The 20959-nt window shown below is 62.9% G+C and carries 16 protein-coding genes; 9 read left to right on the top strand and 7 right to left on the bottom strand.

Translation table 11 applies throughout. The features are described 5' to 3' along the window. Complete coding sequence (locus GH659_RS03150; RefSeq protein WP_153109290.1) at nucleotides 1–3135, bottom strand: hybrid sensor histidine kinase/response regulator; 3135 nt, start codon at nucleotides 3133–3135, stop codon at nucleotides 1–3. Nucleotides 3136–3318: 183 nt separating this feature from the next. Beyond that, on the bottom strand, nucleotides 3319–3789 hold the full coding sequence (locus GH659_RS03145; RefSeq protein ID WP_211364083.1) for a CreA family protein: 471 nt from the start codon (nucleotides 3787–3789) through the stop codon (nucleotides 3319–3321). A 137-nt stretch (nucleotides 3790–3926) separates the two neighbouring features. On the opposite strand from GH659_RS03145, the gene msrP reads away from it, so the two are divergent. Further along, the gene (gene msrP / locus GH659_RS03140) at nucleotides 3927–4910 is read left to right on the top strand and encodes a protein-methionine-sulfoxide reductase catalytic subunit MsrP (protein ID WP_153109289.1); all 984 of its coding nucleotides are present in this window, start codon (nucleotides 3927–3929) and stop codon (nucleotides 4908–4910) included. Between the two features lie 184 nt (nucleotides 4911–5094). After that, nucleotides 5095–5721, top strand: a complete 627-nt coding sequence (locus GH659_RS03135; protein ID WP_246167671.1) for a protein-methionine-sulfoxide reductase heme-binding subunit MsrQ — start codon at nucleotides 5095–5097, stop codon at nucleotides 5719–5721. Nucleotides 5722–5736: 15 nt separating this feature from the next. Here GH659_RS03135 and GH659_RS03130 read toward each other — a convergent pair whose 3' ends face one another. The 4 genes from GH659_RS03130 to parC form a co-directional block, all read right to left on the bottom strand. Beyond that, the gene (locus GH659_RS03130) at nucleotides 5737–6840 is read right to left on the bottom strand and encodes an EAL domain-containing protein (RefSeq protein ID WP_153109288.1); all 1104 of its coding nucleotides are present in this window, start codon (nucleotides 6838–6840) and stop codon (nucleotides 5737–5739) included. Between the two features lie 83 nt (nucleotides 6841–6923). After that, nucleotides 6924–7763, bottom strand: a complete 840-nt coding sequence (gene serB, locus GH659_RS03125; protein WP_153109287.1) for a phosphoserine phosphatase SerB — start codon at nucleotides 7761–7763, stop codon at nucleotides 6924–6926. A gap of 21 nt (nucleotides 7764–7784) precedes the next feature. Next, nucleotides 7785–8327 (bottom strand): cytochrome b, encoded by a 543-nt coding sequence (locus tag GH659_RS03120; protein ID WP_170285808.1) that lies wholly within the window; start codon nucleotides 8325–8327, stop codon nucleotides 7785–7787. Between the two features lie 143 nt (nucleotides 8328–8470). Continuing rightward, the gene (gene parC, locus GH659_RS03115; RefSeq protein WP_153109285.1) at nucleotides 8471–10843 is read right to left on the bottom strand and encodes a DNA topoisomerase IV subunit A; all 2373 of its coding nucleotides are present in this window, start codon (nucleotides 10841–10843) and stop codon (nucleotides 8471–8473) included. Nucleotides 10844–11032: 189 nt separating this feature from the next. On the opposite strand from parC, the gene GH659_RS03110 reads away from it, so the two are divergent. From GH659_RS03110 to GH659_RS03080, 7 genes are all read left to right on the top strand, one after another. Beyond that, nucleotides 11033–11275, top strand: a complete 243-nt coding sequence (locus GH659_RS03110) for an AbrB/MazE/SpoVT family DNA-binding domain-containing protein (RefSeq protein ID WP_153109284.1) — start codon at nucleotides 11033–11035, stop codon at nucleotides 11273–11275. After that, nucleotides 11275–11610 (top strand): endoribonuclease MazF, encoded by a 336-nt coding sequence (mazF, locus tag GH659_RS03105; RefSeq protein ID WP_153109283.1) that lies wholly within the window; start codon nucleotides 11275–11277, stop codon nucleotides 11608–11610. The genes GH659_RS03110 and mazF overlap by 1 nt, the downstream gene beginning before the upstream one ends. A 46-nt stretch (nucleotides 11611–11656) precedes the next feature. Beyond that, nucleotides 11657–12772 carry a hypothetical protein gene (locus GH659_RS03100; protein ID WP_153109282.1) on the top strand — a complete coding sequence of 372 codons (1116 nt, stop codon included), beginning with the start codon at nucleotides 11657–11659 and terminating at the stop codon, nucleotides 12770–12772. After that, a complete protein-coding gene (locus GH659_RS03095; RefSeq protein ID WP_153109281.1) occupies nucleotides 12697–13500 on the top strand; it encodes a DNA methyltransferase in 804 nt (267 codons plus the stop codon). The genes GH659_RS03100 and GH659_RS03095 overlap by 76 nt, the downstream gene beginning before the upstream one ends. Next, the gene (locus GH659_RS03090; RefSeq protein WP_153109280.1) at nucleotides 13491–16592 is read left to right on the top strand and encodes a DEAD/DEAH box helicase family protein; all 3102 of its coding nucleotides are present in this window, start codon (nucleotides 13491–13493) and stop codon (nucleotides 16590–16592) included. The genes GH659_RS03095 and GH659_RS03090 overlap by 10 nt, the downstream gene beginning before the upstream one ends. A gap of 17 nt (nucleotides 16593–16609) precedes the next feature. Further along, nucleotides 16610–17665, top strand: coding sequence for a PDDEXK nuclease domain-containing protein (locus tag GH659_RS03085; protein WP_153109279.1), 1056 nt, complete (start codon nucleotides 16610–16612; stop codon nucleotides 17663–17665). Nucleotides 17666–17876: 211 nt separating this feature from the next. Beyond that, on the top strand, nucleotides 17877–18635 hold the full coding sequence (locus tag GH659_RS03080; protein WP_153109278.1) for a YoaK family protein: 759 nt from the start codon (nucleotides 17877–17879) through the stop codon (nucleotides 18633–18635). 57 nt (nucleotides 18636–18692) lie between these two features. Here the strand turns inward: GH659_RS03080 and parE are convergent, their stop codons facing one another. Beyond that, nucleotides 18693–20642 carry a DNA topoisomerase IV subunit B gene (gene parE / locus GH659_RS03075; protein ID WP_153109277.1) on the bottom strand — a complete coding sequence of 650 codons (1950 nt, stop codon included), beginning with the start codon at nucleotides 20640–20642 and terminating at the stop codon, nucleotides 18693–18695. Nucleotides 20643–20959 lie beyond the last annotated feature (317 nt).

The following is a 20959-nucleotide window of genomic DNA, read 5'->3' as shown; positions in this document are numbered from 1 at the left end:
TTACCCTAACGCGGCCCTCAATGCCGCAAGCCCCGCCAAGGCTGGTTCATAACGCAACTGCAGCACGTCCTGCGAGACCTTCTCCCATTCGACGGCCAACGCCGTGCCGGCGAGTTCTCCGTCCAGCGCTTGCGCCAACTGCCGCGCACCGAAGTCACGCGCCTGCAACAGCGCATCGAGGCGCTCCAGACACGGCATCAGTTCTTCGACCGGAACGGGACGGCCAGGTTCAGCGACGACCACGGGCTCTTCCTTGTCTCTGTCGCCCGCACGCGCCAATGACGAACCGTTGGCGACACCGGCCACCGGCAAATCCTGCTCGAGACTTCGCAGCGTGAGCAGCATTTTCTCGTACTCGCCGATGAGTGCCTCGGTCAGCTCGCTGACGTGGTCGGCCTGGCCCGCCTTGAGGTGCTGGGCCAGAAGATCGGCGGCGAGACGCACGGAATCGAAGCCGAGATTGCCGGCCTCGCCTTTCAGGTTGTGCGCCTCCAGATACAGCGGCTCGCGCTCGCCGGTTGCCAGCAGCTCGCGCAACCTGCCGGCACCATCGCGCCGACGCTTGTAGAAGGCTTGCAGGAGGTGCCGGTACAGGCCGACGTCACCGCCCATCCGCGCCAGGCTGGCCTTGACCGAGACGCCGGGCAGAATCCGTTCGAGCATCGCGATCTGCCGGTCACGCGCATTCGCTGCGGTGCTTGCGGTACCCGCCCCATGCGCCGGCGCCACCGGCTGGCCGACGCCTTCCGCCGAAGCGCCCATCAGCCGCGAGCGCGGCTTGATCCAATGCACGAGGAGGTCGGTCAGCTCCTTCGGATCGATCGGCTTGGCGAGATGCGCATTCATGCCGGCGGCGGCGCTCGCCTCGCGGTCCTGTGGCATCGCCGCCGCGGTCATGGCGATGATCGGCAGCTCCTTGCCGTCGGGCAGTGCCCGGATGAGGCGGGTCGCCTCGAAGCCGTCCATCACCGGCATGTGCAGATCCATGAACACGAGGTCGTAATTGTCTTTCTGGACGAGGTCGAGCGCCTCCAGCCCGTTGTTGGCAACGGTGACCACCAGTCCGCCCTTGGTCAGGAATTCGTAGGCCACCTGCTGATTGAGTTCGTTGTCCTCGACGAGCAGGATGCGCGCACCGTGAATATTGCCCAGCGTATTGAGCGTCGCGCCGAACACGTCGGCCGTCTGCTCAGGCTGGAACGGCCCGTGCTGCTGCAGGCGGAGCAGCGTATCGAACAGCCCGGACTGGGTAACCGGCTTGGTCAGCACGGCATCCAGACTGGTGCCGCGCGCCGCCTCCAGCAATTCCTCGCGCCCGTAGGCCGTCACCATGACGACGACGGGCGGCCGGGTTCCCCGCAGGTCGGCCGCCTCGCTGAAAATCGCGCGCGTCGTTTCCAGCCCGTTCATGCCCGGCATTTTCCAGTCGATGATCAGCAGATCGAACGGCTCGCCGCGACTGACCGATTCCTGAAAGAGACGCACGCCCTCCTCGCCGCTCTGCGCCGTTTCCACGCTGAAATGCCAGCTCTCGAGAAGATGGCGCATGATCGTCAGCGATGTTTCCTGATCATCAACCACCAGCGAACGCATGGCGTGCAGATCGTGCAGCGTCGGCCGCGGCTCCGGCGTCCGGGCGGCGCTGACCAGCGGCACGCCGAAACACGCCGTGAAGGAGAAGCTGCTGCCGCGTCCCGGCTCGCTGTTTAGCGAAATCGAGCCGCCCAGCAATTCGACCAAACGCTTGCTGATCGCCAGCCCAAGGCCGGTACCGCCAAACCGCCGCGTCACGCTGGCATCGCCTTGCACGAAAGGCTCGAACAAGCGGTCAGCCTGTTCGGTCGCAATCCCGATGCCGGTGTCGCGGACCGAGACGCGCAGGACGACGCTTGCCGCCACCCCGTTGGCCTCTCTTTCCGCCACCTCGACACGCACCACCACTTCGCCTTGTTGAGTGAACTTGACGGCGTTGCCGACCAGATTGTTGATAACCTGCCCCAGCCGCAACGGATCGCCAACCAACCGCTCCGGAACATCGCGCGCCATGTCGATGAACAGCTCCAGCCCCTTCTCTTCGGCCCGCACCGAAAAGAGGTCGCCGGTCGTGCGCAGTATCTCTTCCGGCGAGAACTCGGTCGCCTCCAGCTCGATCCGCCCGGCTTCGATCTTCGAGTAATCAAGAATGTCGTTGAGGATGCCGAGCAGAGCGCGCGACGACACCAGCACCTTGTCGAGATAGTCGCGCTGCCGCTCGTTGAGGTCGGTATCGAGCGCCAGCTGGGTCATGCCGATGATCGCGTTCATCGGCGTGCGGATTTCGTGGCTCATGTTGGCCAGAAAGTCCGACTTCGCATGATTGGCCGCATCAGCCACCGCCCGCGCTTCCTGCAGCTCGTTGGTACGCGCCTCGACCAGCAATTCGAGGCGATCACGATACTGCTCCAACTCGGCCTCGACCTTGAGCCGTTCGTCGATTTCGAGGCGCAGCGACTCGATCGCCTCGTTACGTTCGGCATCGCGGCGCAGGACGGCACGAATCGTCAGCACCCCGACGACGATCACGCACAGGCCGCACACCACGGCCGCCACGAGCAGGCCAAGCTGACTCAGGTCGTACTGGCGACCGATCTCGCCAGTATCCTGCTTGGTGCGCAGGCTGTTCAGATCGACCAGCTTGCGGATCGTCTGCTCCAGCCGGCGCTCGTTTTCGCTGTGCAAGGCCAGATCGAGCGCCGCCCTTTCCTGCCGCGACTCGCGCAACTCGGCGATCCGCCGGAAATCCCGCTGGTAAAGCTCCGCATAATCGCGGGTCGTCGCCAGCAAGCGCCGTTCTTCGTCGCTCAGCGGCCCGGTGCCGGTGTAGGCGTCGAGCAGGTCGCCGACCATCTGCATCTCGACAGCAAAACGGTCGCCATCGAACGCCTCGTTGCGCACCAGCCGGTGGTATTGCAGCGTCGCGTAGCCGAGATGCTGCGAGCTGCGCATCATCACCTCGTTGCGCTGCGCGACCACCGTCGATATTTCGCTCCAGCGCACGATCAGTTGGGAGAGAAGCAGGAAGGCCAGAACCACGACACCGAGCACGCTGGCCAAAGTCACGCCAAATCCGGTCGCCAGCGCATATTTGAGTTTCATGCATCCCCCTGTAAGCCTTGCCCGCTATCGGCTGATCGTCTGAACGGCTGCAAGAATTTTCTCGCCAACCTATGACATGTCATAAGCCGGCGCCGCACCTAATTCTAGGCGCTCAAATCAGCTTCTCAAGAAAAATCGGGCGGCATACATCTCTCGTTGCCGGCGATAAGCGGAAAAGGCCGGCTAACGCCCGCCCCACGGCATGACCGGCACGGTCGAAATGCTGTTGGCCGGGGCGCCCTCGATCAGCTTGCGGCTGATCGCCAGATAGACGAGCGTCCGGTTCGCTGCGTCCCACATGCGGATGACGCGCGTCTCCTTGAACAGCACCGAGGTGTCCTCGGTGAAGATGGTCGCCTCTTTCGGCAGTTTGTCCGGCAAGGTGATCGGCCCGGTCTGGCGGCAAGCCAGCGAGAATTGCGACGGGTCCTGCGCCAGTCCGAGCGAACCGCTGATGCCGCCCGTTCTCGCTTGGCTGACGTGGCAGGTCACGCCGGGAATTTTGGGGTCGTGTAACGACTCGACGCAGACTTTATGGTTGGCGCCGAGCAGTTTCCAGGCGGTCGTCACACAGCCCACTGTTTCCGCCTGCGCGGGAACGGCCAGCACGGCGAGAAAAATGGGAAGTGCGGCGAAAGCGGTTTTGGCGATCATGACGGAATCCTTGTTCCTGAAAAGTTGACAGCAGTGCCGGCAAGCGTATTACCGCCGCCGATTCGGCGCAATGCGCCCGGAACCAATGGCCTGTTGCGCCGGCCTAAATAGCGTGTGATCACGGACGGAGGCGAACAATGAACCGGCAACGTGACGAACTGGGGCCGGCGATTCCGGCCAGCGAAATTACCCCGCGCGCCGTTTTCGAACAACGCCGGACAATCATCCGCGCGGCCGCCGCCGGCGTCTTTGGCGCCGCGCTGGCGCCGTGGTTTGCGCGGCAGGCGTTCGCGCAAACCGCGGCAGGAGGCAAACTCGCCAGCCGCCCCAACCTGCAATTCGTGCTGCCCGACAAGCTCACGTCATACAAGGACGTCACGGGCTACAACAACTTCTACGAATTCGGCACCGGCAAGACCGACCCGGCCCGCAACGCCCACACGCTGCTCACCCGGCCGTGGACGGTCAGCGTCGACGGACTGGTCAAAAGGCCGAAGGTGTACGACGTCGACGAACTGCTCAAGCTCGCGCCGCTCGAAGAGCGCATCTACCGCCTGCGCTGCGTCGAGGGCTGGTCGATGGTGATCCCGTGGATCGGCGTACCGCTCGCCGAGCTCATCCGCCGCGCCGAACCGACCGGCAACGCCAAATATGTGGAATTCACCACCCTCGCCGACCCGAAGCAGATGCCCGGCCTCTCGGTGAAGGTGCTCGACTGGCCGTACGTCGAGGGGCTGCGCCTCGACGAAGCCATGCACCCGCTGACCCTGTTGACCTTCGGCCTCTACGGCGAGGTGCTGCCCAAACAGAACGGCGCCCCGCTGCGCATCGTCGTGCCGTGGAAATACGGCTTCAAGAGCGCCAAATCGATCGTGCGCATCCGCTTCACGGAACGCGAGCCGGAAACGAGCTGGCACCGCGCGGCGCCGGACGAATACGGCTTCTATTCGAACGTCAATCCCGCCGTCGATCATCCGCGCTGGAGCCAGGCGACCGAGCGCCGGATCGGCGATGGCGGCAATGCGCTCTTCCCGCCGCGGCGCAAGACGCTGCCGTTCAACGGCTACGCCGAGCAGGTCGCCCCGCTCTACGCCGGCATGGACCTGCGGAAGTTTTTCTAGGAGCCTGGTCATGTTAAAGAGCATGAATAAATGCCTCACCACCAAGACACCAAGAACACAAATATTCACCAAGAAAACAGGGGGTTAACTTGGTGCTCTCTTGGTGTGCTTGGTGCCTTGGTGGTTCGCTTTTTTCGTTGTCTGACTACTCGGTGCGTCCGTGAAGATGGGCCGCAAACCAGCGATGACACCCTTCAACCTTCTCCGCCTCGGCGTCTTTCTCGCCAGCCTGCTGCCACTGCTGCGCCTCGTCTGGCTCGGCATGAGCGACGGGCTCGGTGCCAATCCGGTCGAGTTCGTCACGCATTCGACCGGCACGTGGGCACTCGTCTTCCTCTGCCTGACGCTGTCGATGACTCCGGCCAAACGCCTGACCGGCTGGTCGCGGTGGATGAGGTTCCGGCGCATGCTCGGCCTCTACAGCTTCTTTTACGCCGTGCTGCATTTCGCCATCTGGTTCTGGCTCGACCACAACCTTGATTTTGCCGCCATGTGGCAGGACGTGCTCCGACGCCCCTTCATCGCCGCCGGCTTCACCGCCTTCGTCCTGCTCATCCCGCTCGCCGCCACCTCGACGCCGGGCATGATGCGCCGCCTCGGCCATTACTGGGTGAGCCTGCACCGGCTTCTCTACCTCATCGCCGTCGCTGCGATCCTGCATTATTGGTGGCACAAGGCCGGCAAGAACGACTTCGGCACTGTCGCCCTTTACGCGATGTTAGTCGCCGGCCTGCTCGGCGTGCGGCTATGGTGGGCCGTGAAAGCCGCCGTGGACAGACGGCGGGAAATGGCACCGCAGAATGAACGATAAGGCGAACAACGCCGCTCAGAGCGAAGCGGCGGAAACCGGTTTGCCGGTCAGATAGCCCTGAATCAGCTGGAAGCCCATGTCAACGCAGGCGCGCGCCTCGTCCTCGTCTTCCACGCCCTCGGCCAGCGGCACCGACCCCGTCGCCAGGACCATCTGCACCAGATCACGAACGACCTTCTGCTTGCGCGGGCTGGCTTTGTGCAGGCCGCGGATGAGCGACATGTCGAACTTCACGAAGTGGGCGGGAACATCGGCCAGTTCGAGCAGCCGCGCCTGCCCGGCGCCAAAATCGTCATAGGCGAAGCGGATGTCCAGCGCTTCAAGACGGTGGGCCAGCGTATGCAGTTGCGCGACGTCGGTGACCGCCGATTCGTGGATTTCGACCACGATGCCCAGTCGCGGCGACGCCCGGCGGATGCGCTCGAGATTGGCGAAAAACACCTCGCTGAAGGTCTCTTTCGGGTGCGCGTTGAGGAACAGCGTATGCCCGGCGAGACGCGGCGCAAACTCACTGATACCAAACTCGCGGAAAGCCAGGCTCAATTCGACTTCGCGATCCATCGCCCGCGCCATGCCGAACAGCTCGATCGGCGATTTGGGCAGCTGCGGATGATTGGCGCGGCCGAGCAGTTCATAGGCGACGACCCGCCGCGTTTGCGCATCGACGATCGGCTGCGCCGCGCCGGACAGGCCACGGCCCATGATCAGCTCGTCGAACTCGGCTTCATTGGGCAGGAAATGTTGCGGCAAGACCATGTCCGGCGACAGCACCATCGTGCCCATCTCGTCGAATGCCAGCACGCTCGATTGCTCGGCCCAACGACAACGCAACCTGAATTCGGCGCTGGCGAAGTGGATGATGTCGTTCTCTTTGAGCAGACAGTAGCCGTCGATCCGCTGCCGATTGACGAAGGTGCCGTTCGTGCTGTTTTCATCGACTAGGCGGAGCTGGCCGGTGATATCCCGCGTCAGCACCGCATGAACCCGACTCAAGCCCGGATTCGCGACCACCAGATCGTTCTCCTTGCCACGGCCGATGCTGCACGGAAGCCCCGGGATCACCAGCTCCACGCGTGCGCCATCCGTGCCAACCGACTCCAGCGACCATTGTTTGTCCAAGGTCTCGCTCCCGACGTTCAATGCTGTAATTCTATGTGAAGGCCGTCAGAAAAGATGCCATCGCCCATCAAGCGCCCACGCACTCAAGCAAACAGATTCAGCACCGCATCCAGTCCGCCGAAATTGATCGCCACATCCGCCTTGGCGCGCGTCGCCGGCTTGGCGCGGTAGGCCACCGATAGGCCGGCTTGCGCCATCATCATCAGGTCGTTGGCGCCGTCGCCGATGGCGATGACCTGCTCCTTGTGCAACCCCAGCTCGTCGGTCAGCCGCGCCAGATGATGCGCCTTGGCCGACGCGTCGACGATGTCGCCGACGACCCGCCCAGTCAGCTTGCCGCCGGAAATTTCCAGCTCGTTCGAGGTGGCGAAGTCAAAACCCAACTCGATGCGCAAGCGCTCGGTGAAATACGTGAAGCCACCGGAGAGAATCGCCGTCCGCAAGCCAGCCTCCTGCGCCGCGGCCAGGAGTTCGCGCGCCCCCGGCGAGAGCAGCAGACGCTCGCCATACACACGGGCGAGCACCCGCGCATCCAGCCCGGCCATCAGCGCCAGCCGGCGGCGCAGGCTTTCGCGATAGTCCATTTCGCCACGCATCGCGGCTTCGGTCACCGCCGAAACTTCCGCCTTCTTACCGGCGAAATCGGCCAGTTCGTCGATGCACTCGATCGTGATCAGCGTCGAATCCATGTCGAAACAGATCAAACCCAAGTCCGACAGTTTCCGCCCGGCTTCGACGAAGGCCCAGTCGAGCTTTTCCGCCTCGATCAGCGGAATCAGCGCGTCGAACTCGGCGGTACGCTCGGCCTCGTGCAAACAAACCACCTGTGGCGGTCGCGGCTCGACGCGGCTGGCGCCGGTCGCCGCCACCACCCGATCAAGAAGAAACGTCGGCATGGCGCCGCTCTGGATGATGAGATTCATGCTGTTATCTTCTTCAAGCCGTTAGCCGTTTTGATTCTTCCAGACCATCGGCGACATCCGCGAAAGCAGCCGGTCGCGGAGCACAAACTGATGGTAGAAGGCCCCGCAGACATGGAGCGCGAGGAAGCCGCCAAGCGCGCGTGCAACATAAACGTGGATCGTATGCGCGGTCACCCCGGCAAACCCCTCGGGGAGCGCTTCGCCACGCCACAAAATCCCGAGCAGATCGACGTGAATCGCAATAGCGACGCCACTGGCGATCATCCCGAGAACCAGGACATCGAAGATGCGATGAACGAACGGAACGATCCAGTCGGCCATCTCGATCCCGGAATACACGGGCGGCGGCCGGCGCGTCTTCGGCCGGACAAAAATCCGGGCCAACGTAAGCCCGAGGATAGCGAAGCCAGTCAGCATGTGCTTGACGAGCATGAATTTCTTGGACGGATCAATGTTCGGCGTTTTCGCCATCACAAAGGTACCGAGGATGAGCGCTGCAACGATCAGAACGGCGATCATCCAGTGGAGCACACGGAGCGCGGGGTGGTAACGATTGGGTGTCACTTTCAGCTTTCCTGACGAGTTCTTTCGGAAGGGGCGCCATTTTAAAGCATCGGCGTGCCGAATCCGGTTTTTTGCACCGCCATTTCGCCTCGTCATCATCGCGCCCCACCCCGATGGGCTACCGCGGTGAACAGCGCCACCTCCTATGACACCGCTGCCTCCGCCGCCCCAGCGACCAGCGAGATCACCGGATTATTCACCAGCCCCACCGCCGCGCCGCGCCGCGCGCGCTGGCCGAGGTGCTTCTCGTCCGAGAGCAGCGCCTTGGGCTTGTTGCGGAAAACGCCCTTGATGTTGACCACCGGGCCTTTCACCGCAATCGCAGCTTTCAACGTTTCTTTGTCCTTGAGGCCGATGATCTGCACGCCCTTGCCGCCGGAGAGGCGCTTCATCTGGTCGAGCGGGAAGACGAGCAAGCGACCGTCGTCGGAAAGCGCCGCGAGATGATCCGCGCCGGCCACACGAGCCGGCGGCAGGATGGACGTGCCGTCCTCCACCGTCAAAAATGCCTTGCCCGCCTTCTGCCGCGAGAGCAGGTCGCCGTAGGTGCAGATGAAGCCGTAACCGGATGTTTTGGCGACGAGCAATTCGTCCTCCGGCTTGCCGGTAAGCACGTGCGCAATCTTGCTGCTGCCCATTTCCACGAACGAGGCGAGCGGCGCGCCCATGCCGCGCCCGTCGGGCAGCGCGGCGACCGGCACGGTGAAAGCACGACCTTCGTTCGACAGGATGACCAGCGAATCGACCGAACGGCATTCATGCGTCGAACCGGGGCCGTCGCCGTCCTTGTAGGCAACGCCGGAGAGGTCGAGATTGTGGCCCTGGCGCACGCGCGCCCAGCCCTTGGCCGAGACAATCAGCGTCACCGGCTCGTCGGCCACCGCCGCCACTTCCGAGCGCGACGCCATCGTGGCCGGCTGGATGACGGTGCGCCGCGCGTCGCCGTGTTTGGCGGCATCGGCCTTGATTTCCTTGATGACCAAGCGGCGCATCAGTGTGTCGCTGCCGAGCAGCTTTTCCAGCGCTTCCTTCTCGGCGCGCAGCTTTTCCAGTTCCTGCTCGATCTTGATGCCTTCGAGGCGGGCCAGCTGGCGCAGGCGGATTTCGAGGATGTCGTCGGCCTGCCGCTCCGAGAGGTTGAAACGCGCCATCAGCGCGGGTTTCGGCTCGTCCGACTCGCGGATGAGGTGGATCACTTCGTCGATGTTGAGGAAGACGATGTGCCGGCCTTCGAGGATGTGGATGCGGTCGTTGGCCTTGCCGAGGCGGAATTCGCTGCGCCGGCGCACGGTGGTCAGGCGGAACTGGCACCACTCGCCAATCAGGTCGGCCAGCGTTTTCTGGCACGGACGGCCGTCGATGCCGACCGCGACGAGGTTGATCGGCGCGGTCGTTTCGAGGCTGGTATGCGCCAGCAGCAGGGCGACAAACTCGTCGCGGTCGAGGCGCGAACTGACCGGCTCGAAGACGAGCCGCACGTCGTCGTCCTTGCCCGACTCGTCGCGCGCGCGTTCGAGGTGCGCGGCGAACAGCGCCTTCAACTGCGCCGCCGACTGTTCGATTGTTTTCTTGCCTGGTTTGGGCTGCGGGTTCATCAGCGCGCCGATTTCGGACAGCACCTTGGCAGTCGAGACGCCGGGCGGCAGTTCCTTGATGACGAGCTGCCAGGCGCCGCGCGCCATTTCCTCAAAGTCGTAGCGGGCGCGCACGCGCAGGCTGCCGCGACCGCTGGCATAAGCGGCGGCGATCTCGGATTCGCTGGAAATGATCTGCCCGCCGCCGGGGTAATCCGGGCCGGGAATGTGTTGCATCAGGTCGGCGAGGCCGGCCTGCGGATTCTCGATCAGGCAGATCGCCGCGTTGGCGACCTCCTGCAGGTTGTGCGGCGGCATTTCGGTGGCCATGCCGACAGCGATTCCGGAAGCGCCGTTCAACAGCGAGAAAGGCAGGCGGGCCGGCAGGAAGGCCGGTTCGTCGAACGAGCCGTCGTAGTTCGGCTGAAAATCGACCGTGCCTTCGTCGAGTTCGCCGAGCAACAGTTCGGCGATCGGCGTCAGGCGCGCTTCGGTGTAGCGCATCGCCGCCGCATTGTCGCCGTCGCGCGAGCCGAAGTTGCCCTGGCCGTCGACGAGCGGGTAGCGCAGCGAGAACGGCTGCGCGACGCGCACCATCGCGTCGTAGGCCGACGAATCGCCGTGCGGGTGGTACTTACCGATCACGTCGCCGACGACGCGCGCCGATTTCACCGGCTTGGCGCCGGCGGCGAGGCCGAGTTCGTGCATGGCGAACAGCACGCGCCGCTGCACCGGCTTCTGCCCGTCCTTCACGTCCGGCAGCGCGCGGCCCTTGACCACGGCGACGGCGTATTCGAGGTAGTCGCGCGCGGCGGTTTCATGCAGCAGGATGCTGTCGCCGTCTTCGTCCGCAACGGCATCAGAGGCGGGCGGCACGGGTGGCGCGGGAGGCGCGGCCACAGGAAGGTCGGCGAACAGGTCGGGCGTTTGGGTGTCGTGCATAGGGAATCGTCCAGAACGGCAAAGGCCGGAGGGAACCGGCCTGAGCGAGAGGGCGAAGTCTACTACCGTTTCCCCTGCCGTTGTCCTCACAACGTCAGGTGTTCTCCATCGCGAAGGTATCAACAATGTTGCAACGTTCAAATTGCGCTGCTAAAGTCCCCGCTTTGAAGATTCTCAAGGAGACGTGCCATGCAAGTCTTGGTCAAGAAATGGGGAAACAGCGCCTCCGTGCGCATTCCCGCAGCCATCATGGAAGCCGCGCACCTGAACGTGGACGACCCCGTCGATGTGCGTGAGGAAAACGGGCGGATCGTGATCGACCCGGTGCGGCCCAAGGCCTACGACCTTGCCAATCTGCTGGAAGGCGTCACCCCGGACAACCTGCACGGTGAAGCCGACTTCGGCGAAGCCGTCGGCAAAGAGGTGTTTTGATGGCGACCGGCTACGTTCCCGAAGCCGGCGACATCGTCTGGCTGCAATTCAACCCGCAGGCCGGGCACGAACAGGCGGGGCACCGGCCCGCACTGGTGCTCAGTCCCGCCGCCTACAACAACAAGACGGGTCTCATGCTGTGCTGCCCGCTGACAACGCGCATCAAGGGGTACCCGTTCGAAGTCACGCTTTCAGGCAAGCCTGATAGCGTGGCTCTGGCCGATCAGGTCAAGAGTCTCGACTGGCGTGCGCGGCAGGCCACACACAAAGGGCTGGCGACCGCCGGCGAACTCGCCGAGGCGCGGGCCAAAATCGCCGCCTTGCTCGGCATCTGAAGCCGCCCACCGCTAACAAAAACACAGAGAACACCGATGAGCACCCTTGACACACCCTTCGCCCAATTCCAGCACCCTGTTTCACTGGAAGCACAAGGACTGCTACTACATCAAGACGGCCAACAGCTTTCCCGAAGTGCGGGCGAGCATCCTCGGCCGTGACGTCGTCTTCCGCCTGCAGGCGGGTGGCGACAATGAGACCGCCGCGCAGAACAACAACAAGGAAAGCGACATCAAGCACTACCGCTTGGCCGGTATCGAGGAAGATAAGGGAGCGAACGGCGAATGCCTCGTTATCGTTAACTTCCAGCTCGCCCGCGAAGGCACGCCGAAAAGCGAAATCTACCCCGCGCTCTTTGCCCTCCTTGCCCCGCAACAAGACGTTTCCCCCTACCTGCTGGACAAGGACGGCGGCGCGATCTTCAAGGAACTCGGCAAGGACTACGCCAAGGCCGAAGGCGGGCAGGTCAAGGGCATCAACCAGCTGCGCCTGAGTGAAGACAACTACTTTGAAACCATCGCCAAGCACGACGCTTTCAAGGCGCTCGGGCGCAACGCCGAAGCGCGAATCGAGGCGCTGAAGGGCGATCCGCTCGCCGCCGCCGTGTTCGCGACCGACAAGAAACTCAACCTCTTCTACGTCGGGCAGGACGCCGACTACTTCATCCACAAGGACTTGCGCGCCTTCCTTGGCCGCGAGAAGGACCGCTTCATCAAGAACGTCATTTTCAGCGACCTCGATTCGCTGCTCGACCTGCGCGGCGACGCCGCCACCCGCGTCATCGCCCGCGCCTTCAACGGCGTGGCGACGCGCATCATCGAATTTCTCGACGCCACCGAAACCTTTCAGCGCAACCTGTTTACGCTCAAGAAAAAGGTCATCGACACCCACTGGCTCATCTCCGTGGGCAAGATTCCCGAAGCCTACTGGCCGCGCCTGCTGCAAAACCCGCGCCTGATCGACTATTTCCAGCGCGAGTTCAAGCAGACGGTCACGAGCGTCGACGACCTCAAAGCCAAGCCCACGCTGGTGATCGACACCAGCCTGTTCGTGAGCGACGAGGAAAAGGCGCTGATCTTCGCGCCATGTTCCCCGGCGAACAGCGGTTCAAGAATCCGAAGGCATCTGCATTGCTGGAGTCGATTTTTCCGTTTGCGGTAGACGAAGGCGACGTCTTGATGGATTTCTTCGCCGGGTCTGGAACAACGGCACAGGCTGTCCTGGCATTGAACAGAAAAGACGGAAAAAAGCGGCGATTCGTATTGACCGAAATGGGCAGCTATTTCGATTCCATTCTCAAGCCCAGAGTCTCCAAGGTGATGCACGCTGCGAAATGGAAGGATGGCCAGCCTGACGCAATCGGTGATTTGCAGGGCATCGTCAAGGTGCAACGCTTCGAGCAATACGAAGACACCATCGCCAACCTCGAAACGGCGTGGGATGACAAGCAACTCCCCGAGGGCGTGCCGGTGCGCTACCTGTTCCGCCCGGAAGAAAACCGGGTACGCCAGTCGCTCGATCTGACGCGCCCCTTCGCCAACACCCAGCGCGTCGGGCAGCGCGGCGAGACTTGCATGGTCGATCTGCTGGAAACCTGGGCCTTGCTGCAAGGCTACTGGGTACGTTCGCGGCGCGTGTTCGTCGAGGCCGGGCGGCGCTATGCGGCGCTGGAAACGGAGTGCGGCTGCCTCGTGCTGTTGCGTGACATCAACGAGCCGGAGGACGACAGCGCGGCGCTCAATGCGATTGCGGCGCGCTATGTGAATGAAGACGGTTCATCGCGCGTGCAACGGCTGGAGGTCAATCACTGGGCCGATCTGCGGAAAGTGAAATTGCCGTGCACGCTGATTTCGGCGGTGGATTTCGACCGGGGCGCGGCATGGAACTGAGGCTTTACCACCGGCTGAAGACGGGGCTGCTGAAGGGCTTGGCCGCCGCGAGCGAGCGACACGATCCGGCGTATCAAAAGGCCGTCGAGGGCTATGCACCGGAAGCGGAGTCCGGCGTGGCGAAATGGGGGCGCGACGCGATTCAGGGCTGGCTGGCGCGTTATAACGCGTTGGTGAGTCGGCCGGTGCAGTTGCGCTATTACCAGATTCTGGCGCTTTACTTCACCGAGGCAGCGCTGCGCGAGCGGCGCGACGGCAACGCCGAGGCGCCGGGCAACCTGCTGGCCTACTGGATGGCGACGGGCAGCGGCAAGACGCTGCTGATGCATCTCAACATCCTGCAATACCTCGACCACATCGGTGGCATGCAGGCGTTCGACGAGTTGCAGATCATCGTGACGACGCCGGGCGTGAATCTGATCGAGCAGCACCGGCGCGAGTTGTTGCCGCTGGTCAATGCGCTCAACCGGCAATGCGCCAACCGCATCCGCCTGACGGTGGAGTCGACCGGGAGCTTGCTCAATCAGGAGCCGGGCTATTTCAAACTGCCGCCGTCGAGCCGGGTGTTCCGGCTGGTGCTGGTGGACGAGGGGCATATCGGCCTCGCGGGCGGCGGCAAGGACGCCGGGGCGTTCAAGCAGTTGCGCCATGCGCTGGCCGATTTCCCCAACGCGTTTCTGTTCGAGTATTCGGCGACCTACCACGGCATCAGTGAGAAGCACGTCGAGGAATACGGCGGGCAGATCGTCTATGACTACAACTATTACCGCTTCTACAAGGACGGCTACGGCAAGGATTACAGCATCCATCGCAAGGGCGCGGATGCCATCGCCGTCGGCGAGGAGGCATGGGAGAACTTTCAGGCGGCCTTCGAGGCGCTGGCCGACAAGCTGACCGTCTTCGACGAGCTGCGTTTGCGCGAGGACGGGAGTTTGGGCTTTACGTCGGCCTTTGCCGACAAGCCGCTGATCGCCTTCATGGGCAACACGGTTGAGGACAAGAAGAAGGAAGGCAAGGGCGGCGACGATGAGGTTTCCGACATCCGCAAGCTGCTGGCCTTTCTCGCCAAGCTGCCGCCCGCCGAGCGGGCGCGGCTGGCGCCAGTGTTCAACGGCCAGGTCGAGGGCGTGCTGACGCTGACGCGCTGCGCATCGGTGGCGGACGAGATTTTCCTGTCGTGGGGCGACGGCGGGTATTGGGGCATCGTTAACGTCGGCAACGGCGACAAGTTTTTCAACGATTCGGACGGGCATCCGGAGTTGAAGGATGCCGCCGGGCAGCCGCTGGTGCGGCTCGCCAAGGCGCCCATCGTGGAAAAGCGTTTCCAGTTCAGCGACATCGACTTGCCGGCTTCGCCGATCAACGTGCTGGTGGGCAGCCGCAAGTTCGCCGAGGGGTGGAACTGCTTCCGCGTGTCGGTCATCGGTCTCGTCAATCTCGGGAGCAGCAAGGGCAACAAGATCATCCAGATTTTCGGGCGCGGCGTGCGCCTGAAGGGGTTGAAGTCGGACGGCAAGCGCAAGTTCATCGACCATGTGGGTGATTACACGGCGCTGGCCGACAGCGATTCCGCGGATGACCGGCTGCGGCGGCTGGAGACGCTGAATATCTTCAGCCTGAAGGCGACGTATCTGGAAACCTTCCTCAAGGCGCTGGATCGGGAGTTGCCGTCGTTCGTGGTCGAGCGGCGCGTGCCGGTCGAGGCACAAACGCTCAAGCTCGGGCGGACGCGGGAGTCGTTCGCGGCGTATGCGGAAAAGCTGCCGGTCTTCAAGGTTGGGCGTGAGGACACGGAACCGCGTTTGCAGGCGGTTTTGCAGGCGAACAACAAGTGGCGGTGGTCGTATTTCGACGGGGCGGAGGAAACGTCAGGCGAGCTTTCGCGCTGCGTGATCCAGCTTGATTACCTGCCCGATGCCTTGGCGGAGTCACACAATCTGGCGCAGAACCTGCGGAATTTGTGGAAGGGCGAGGAATCGGCGTTTGCGGCGGGATCGGATTTGCAGCGGCGGATGGAAACGCTGGTGCGCGGGCGGGCCATGCAGTTGTTGCGGGAAGTGTCTGGCGGACGGCGTCTGCTGGCACCGGGCGATTTGCTCGATTGCGTCGATGGAGTGGCCTATCACCGGGAATGGGGCGAGGTGGGTTTCGCGCATCGCGAGGAATTGCTGTGGCAGACCGTATCCGATGCCGTGGCGCAACTGCATCACAAGTTGATCTACGACATCAACAAGCGTCGCTACCGTTTCGACGAGCCGTTGCGGCAGTCGGAAGCCGGACAATCGGGCGATTTCATCGATCACTACGATGTGCGGATCGAGTTCGAGAAGGAGGCGCAGAAAGCGCAATTCGAGCACGCGTACCCGTCGCCCGAGTTTCCGGAGCAACTGCGCTTGGAACTCAACGAGTCGCGGCATATCTACGCGCCCTTGCTCAAGGATGCGGCGGACAAGGCAGTGGCAAAGCTCAAGTTCAAGTCGATGGCAATCAGCCCCGATGCGCTCAACCCCGGCGAGCGGAAGTTTGTCGAGGACTTGCACGCATTTTTTGAAACGCCATTCAATCAGGCGCGGCTGAAGGGCTTCGATTTTTACCTGATGCGCAACGTCGAAAGCCTGCGCTCGGTGGGGGTGTATCTCGATACGGAAACCCGCGCCTATTTCCCGGATTTCGTGCTCTGGGCCGTGGGCAAAAAATGCACGCATATCCTGCTGGTCGATCCGAAAGGGCAGTCGGGAATCCACGACTGGAATTCGCTCAATGCCTTCAACGCCAAGGTGGATCTGGCAACGAACGGCGATCTTGTCGATCTCGCGAACCGCCTGACGGCGCGGCATGGCCGGAAGTTCAAGGTCGATTCGTTCATCCTGTTGCGCAACTCGTCGCCGCTCGGGCGCGCAATCGGCGGGGCGTACAACTCTGACGACGTGGCCGGGATGGAGAAGCGCCATATCTTCCATCTCGATTGGGTGCCGGCATGGGATACGCACAGCGTTAACGAGGCGGGCGAGTCCGTGCCGCCTCCACCGGAGGAGATTTGCTACGTGACGCGGATGCTCTATTGCGCCGGGATTCTGGCGGAAAAGCGCTGACTAACCGGAGACACGAGATGACTACCCCGGTTGATTCTTCCCTTACCCACACCTTGCTGTCCGCCCTGCGCGAGCTGATCCAGCAAGGCCGGCAGCGGGCGCTGCGGGCCGTGGATGTGGTGCAGGTGCAAACCTGCTGGCAGATCGGCCGGCATATTGTCGAATTCGAGCAGGGCGGCGAGGCGCGCGCAGCGTATGGCAAGCGGCTATTGCCGCAACTGGCCGAGGCGCTGACGCGGGAATTCGGCAAGGGGTTCGATGCGTCCAATTTGCGCTACATGCGGCTGTTTTTTCAGGCGTTTCCGAATTGTGACGCGCTGCGTCACGAATTGAGCTGGACGCATTACCGGCTGTTGTTGCGGGTCGAGGATTCCCGTGCGCGGGCGTGGTACATGGACGAGGCGGCCGGGCAGAACTGGAGCACGCGCGCGCTGGAGCGGCAGATCGGCACGCTTTATTACGAGCGCTTTCTGGCAAGTTCCGACCGCGAGAGTGTGGCGGCCGAGGCGATGCAGAATCTCGCCGCCTTGCCCGTGACACCGCGCGAGTTCGTGCGCGACCCCGTGATGCTGGAGTTCCTTGGCCTGCCGGACACCGGCCGTTTGCTCGAATCGAACCTCGAACAGGCGTTGATGGACAAGCTGCAACATTTCCTGCTGGAACTCGGCAAGGGCTTCGCCTTTGTCGCGCGGCAACAGCGCATCAGTACCGAGACGCAGGATTTCTACGTCGATCTGGTCTTCTACAACTATCTGTTGAAATGCTTCGTGCTCATCGACTTGAAGATTGGCCAACTCACGCATCAGGACATCGGCCAGATGGATATGTACGTGCGCATGTACGACGACCTGCGCCGCAACGAGGGCGACAATCCGACCGTGGGCATTCTTTTGTGCGGCGGCAAGGATCAGTCGGTGGTGCGCTATTCCGTGCTGCACGAAAGCGAACAGCTCTTTGCCAGCAAGTACCGCCTCGTTCTGCCGAGCGAGGAAGAATTGCGCCGGGAAATCGAGCGGGAACGGGCGGCAATCGACGATGCACGCACGCTGTCGGAAAGCAACAAAGCTGATTGAGGACACCCACTGTCAGATAGGTCCGTGTTACACCCCGTTACAAACACGGGGCCAGTCAGACTCCTAAAATGCCCGGCTTTCCTTTTTCATATTTCTCAGGACACGGACGCATTTGTCGGTCGGGGAAGCGCCAGAAAATGGCAGAGAACGGTTCCCCCGCCGGCGGCAATAAGGGCTGCGCCCGCCCCTGACTGCCGGAGCCGTGCCAGTCATGCCAATCAATTACTCCCGGAAGCTTGTCGGAAGAAAACGCAATCCCGACATCAACCGGCACCTCGGCTTCCTGCTAACCCTTGTGGCGGGCGCCATCAACGCCGGCGGCTTCCTGGCCGTCAAGCAGTACACCTCGCACATGACCGGCATCGTGTCGGCGATGGCCGACAACCTGGCGCTCGGGGCGTATGACCTCGTGCTGACAGGGCTGGGCGCCCTGCTCTCCTTCCTGCTCGGGGCCATGTGCACGGCGTTCATGGTGAATTACACCAAGCGGCGCACGATGCACAGCACGTACGCACTCCCCCTCCTGCTGGAAGCCAGCCTGTTGCTGTGTTTCGGTTTGCTGGGGCCACGGCTGTCGGAAATCGACGGGCTGTTCGTGTCGCTCACGGTCATGCTGCTGAGCTTCATCATGGGGCTGCAGAATGCGCTCATCTCCAAGCTTTCGCATGGGGTGATCCGGACGACCCATATCACGGGAATCGTGACCGACATCGGGATCGAGCTCGGCAAGCTCGTCTATTGGAATTGCTCGCCGTTCGACGAAGACCGGAGAGTCGTGGCGAACCGGGACCGGTTACGGGTGCTGGGCCTGTTGCTGGCGTGCTTCTTCGTCGGCGGTGTGGCCGGCGCGCTGGGCTTCAACCGCCTCGGCTATGTGTCGACCGTGCCGCTCGCGCTCGTGCTGGTGACGCTGGCGATCGCCCCGGCCGCCGATGATGCGATCGTTTTCTTCCGCTGGCGCTTTCGCTGACTCTGCTAGCTCTGCGCGCTGACTGACAAACTGCCCGCTTTCCGGGCGGAGTCGTTTCTACAGTTCCGCCCCAACCAGCGCGCCGTTCGCTTCCATCCAGGCGCGCCGTCCGGCGGATTCGTTCTTGGCCATCAGCATGTTCATCACCGGCTTCGCTTCCGTTTCCTGCGGCAAGCGCACGCGCATCAGGCGGCGGGTATCGGGCGACATGGTGGTTTCCCAGAGTTGTTCGGGATTCATTTCGCCCAAGCCCTTGAAGCGGGAAATCGCCACCGCCTCCGGCTTAACGCCTTCCATCTGCAACCGGTCGAGCAGCGAATCGCGCTCGTCGCCGTCGAGCGCATAGAGCTTGCGCGGCGGGCGCTTTTTGCCCTGCGCCGGCACGTCGAGGCGGTAGAGCGGCGGCTGGGCGAAATACAAGTGTCCATGTTCGATCAGCTTCGGGAAGTGGCGATAGAACAGCGTGCACAACAAAACCCGGATGTGGCTACCGTCGACGTCGGCGTCGGTCATGATCACGACCTTGCCGTAGCGCAGGTTGTCGAGCACGGCATCGGACGCTTCGGGCAGATGCGGGTCGATGCCGAGCGCGACAGCAATGTCGTGAATTTCGCGGTTGGCGAACAGGCTGCCCGGGTCGACTTCCCACGTATTGAGCACCTTGCCACGCAATGGCAGGATCGCCTGCACTTCTTTATCGCGGCCGGATTTGGCTGAGCCGCCCGCCGAATCGCCTTCGACGAGGAAGATTTCGTTGCGGTTCAGGTCCTCGCTCTGGCAGTCGGAAAGTTTGCCGGGCAGGATGGCGACGCCCGACTGCTTCTTTTTCTCGACTTTCTGGCCGGCACGCGAGCGGGCCTGCGCCGCCTTGATCGCCAGTTCGGTGATTTTCTTCGCGTCGTCGGGATGTTCGTTGAGCCACAGTTCGAGCGGGTCGCGCACCATGCGGGCGACGAGTGCCACCGCATCGCGCGAATTCAGCCGCTCCTTGGTCTGCCCCTGAAACGAGGGATCGAGCACGCGCGCGGCGAGCACGTAACTGGCACGCGAGAAAACATCGTCGGCCGCCAGCTTGATGCCCTTGGGCAGCAGTGCGTGATGCTCGGCGAAGCTCTTGATGGCATCGAAGGCGGCCTGGCGCAGGCCGGTTTCGTGCGTACCGCCGGCCGGCGTCGGGATCAGGTTGACGTAGGACTCGCGCGCGAGGTTGCCTTCGGCGCTCCAGCAAATCGCCCAAGCGGCGCCGGCGCCAGCCGGGAAATTTTCGTCGCCGGCGGCCGCGTATTTCTCGGCGGTGAAGATCGGGCTCGCCAACTCGCCGTCAACCTGCTCGGCGAGGTATTGCTGCATGCCATTTTCGAAACGCCACGTTTTCGTCTCGCCCCCCTCGATGGCGAGCGAAATTTCCAGGCCGGGCAGCAACACGGCCTTGCTGCGCAGCAGGCGTTCGAGTTCGCCGAGCGGGATGTTCGGCGAGTCGAAAAATTGCGCGTCCGGCCAGATGCGCAGGCGCGTACCGCTGGCGCGCTTGGCCGTATCGCCGACGCGTTGCAGCGGTTCTATTACGCTGCCGCCGGAAAAGGTAAGGCGATGACGCCCGCCGTCGCGCACGACTTCGACTTCCAGCCGCGTCGACAGCGCGTTGGTCACCGAGACGCCCACGCCGTGCAGGCCGCCGGAAAAACGGTAGGCCGAGGTGCCGTCGCCCTTGTTGAACTTGCCGCCGGCGTGCAGTTGCGTGAACACGACTTCGACCGTCGGCACGCCTTCGACCGGGTGGATTTCCACCGGAATGCCGCGCCCGTCGTCCTGCACGGTCACCGAGCCGTCGGAATGCAGCGTCACGGCAATGCGCTTGCAATAACCGCCGAGCGCCTCGTCGGCCGCGTTGTCGATGGCTTCCTGGATGATGTGCAGCGGATGGTCCGTGCGCGTATACATGCCGGGACGGTGGCGAACGGGCTCCAGCCCTTTCAATACGGAAATGGATTCGGCGGTGTAGGTCATCGGCGTTTGAATCGGTTATTCCAGAAACAACAAAGGCCAGACGAGTCTGACCTTGTGCGGTGGCGATGGCGCAGTTTACTACCGAACCGGCTGGCAATGGTGGCCCGATGGCACGGCCGGCGGGGAGTGATATCAGACATCGCCTGGCGCCGTGGGATTACGTGCAAACACGTATTTCAGAGAATCCCACCCCTGTAACTGCCGCTCGTCAGAAAAAGGACACCGTTCGTCGCAACGGAATTGGCGCCTTGCTCCCAGAGCCATTACAAACGTAATAGAACCAAAGTAATATAGCCAGCGCACTTAACACATCTTTA

This window comes from Propionivibrio limicola (genome assembly GCF_009469695.1).
Classification (GTDB): domain Bacteria; phylum Pseudomonadota; class Gammaproteobacteria; order Burkholderiales; family Rhodocyclaceae; genus Propionivibrio; species Propionivibrio limicola.
This window is presented reverse-complemented; position numbering and strand designations above follow the sequence as displayed.

Excerpts from the sequence above, each read along its gene's own strand:
- parE (WP_153109277.1), bottom strand. The coding sequence starts at position 20,642 with ATGACCTACACCGCCGAATCCATTTCCGTATTGAAAGGGCTGGAGCCC.
- GH659_RS03080 (WP_153109278.1), top strand. The coding sequence starts at position 17,877 with ATGCCAATCAATTACTCCCGGAAGCTTGTCGGAAGAAAACGCAATCCC.
- parC (WP_153109285.1), bottom strand. The coding sequence starts at position 10,843 with ATGCACGACACCCAAACGCCCGACCTGTTCGCCGACCTTCCTGTGGCC.
- GH659_RS03145 (WP_211364083.1), bottom strand. The coding sequence starts at position 3,789 with ATGATCGCCAAAACCGCTTTCGCCGCACTTCCCATTTTTCTCGCCGTG.
- GH659_RS03150 (WP_153109290.1), bottom strand. The coding sequence starts at position 3,135 with ATGAAACTCAAATATGCGCTGGCGACCGGATTTGGCGTGACTTTGGCC.
- serB (WP_153109287.1), bottom strand. The coding sequence starts at position 7,763 with ATGAATCTCATCATCCAGAGCGGCGCCATGCCGACGTTTCTTCTTGAT.
- mazF (WP_153109283.1), top strand. The coding sequence starts at position 11,275 with ATGGCGACCGGCTACGTTCCCGAAGCCGGCGACATCGTCTGGCTGCAA.
- GH659_RS03110 (WP_153109284.1), top strand. The coding sequence starts at position 11,033 with ATGCAAGTCTTGGTCAAGAAATGGGGAAACAGCGCCTCCGTGCGCATT.
- GH659_RS03090 (WP_153109280.1), top strand. The coding sequence starts at position 13,491 with ATGGAACTGAGGCTTTACCACCGGCTGAAGACGGGGCTGCTGAAGGGC.
- GH659_RS03085 (WP_153109279.1), top strand. The coding sequence starts at position 16,610 with ATGACTACCCCGGTTGATTCTTCCCTTACCCACACCTTGCTGTCCGCC.
- GH659_RS03135 (WP_246167671.1), top strand. The coding sequence starts at position 5,095 with ATGACACCCTTCAACCTTCTCCGCCTCGGCGTCTTTCTCGCCAGCCTG.
- msrP (WP_153109289.1), top strand. The coding sequence starts at position 3,927 with ATGAACCGGCAACGTGACGAACTGGGGCCGGCGATTCCGGCCAGCGAA.
- GH659_RS03095 (WP_153109281.1), top strand. The coding sequence starts at position 12,697 with ATGTTCCCCGGCGAACAGCGGTTCAAGAATCCGAAGGCATCTGCATTG.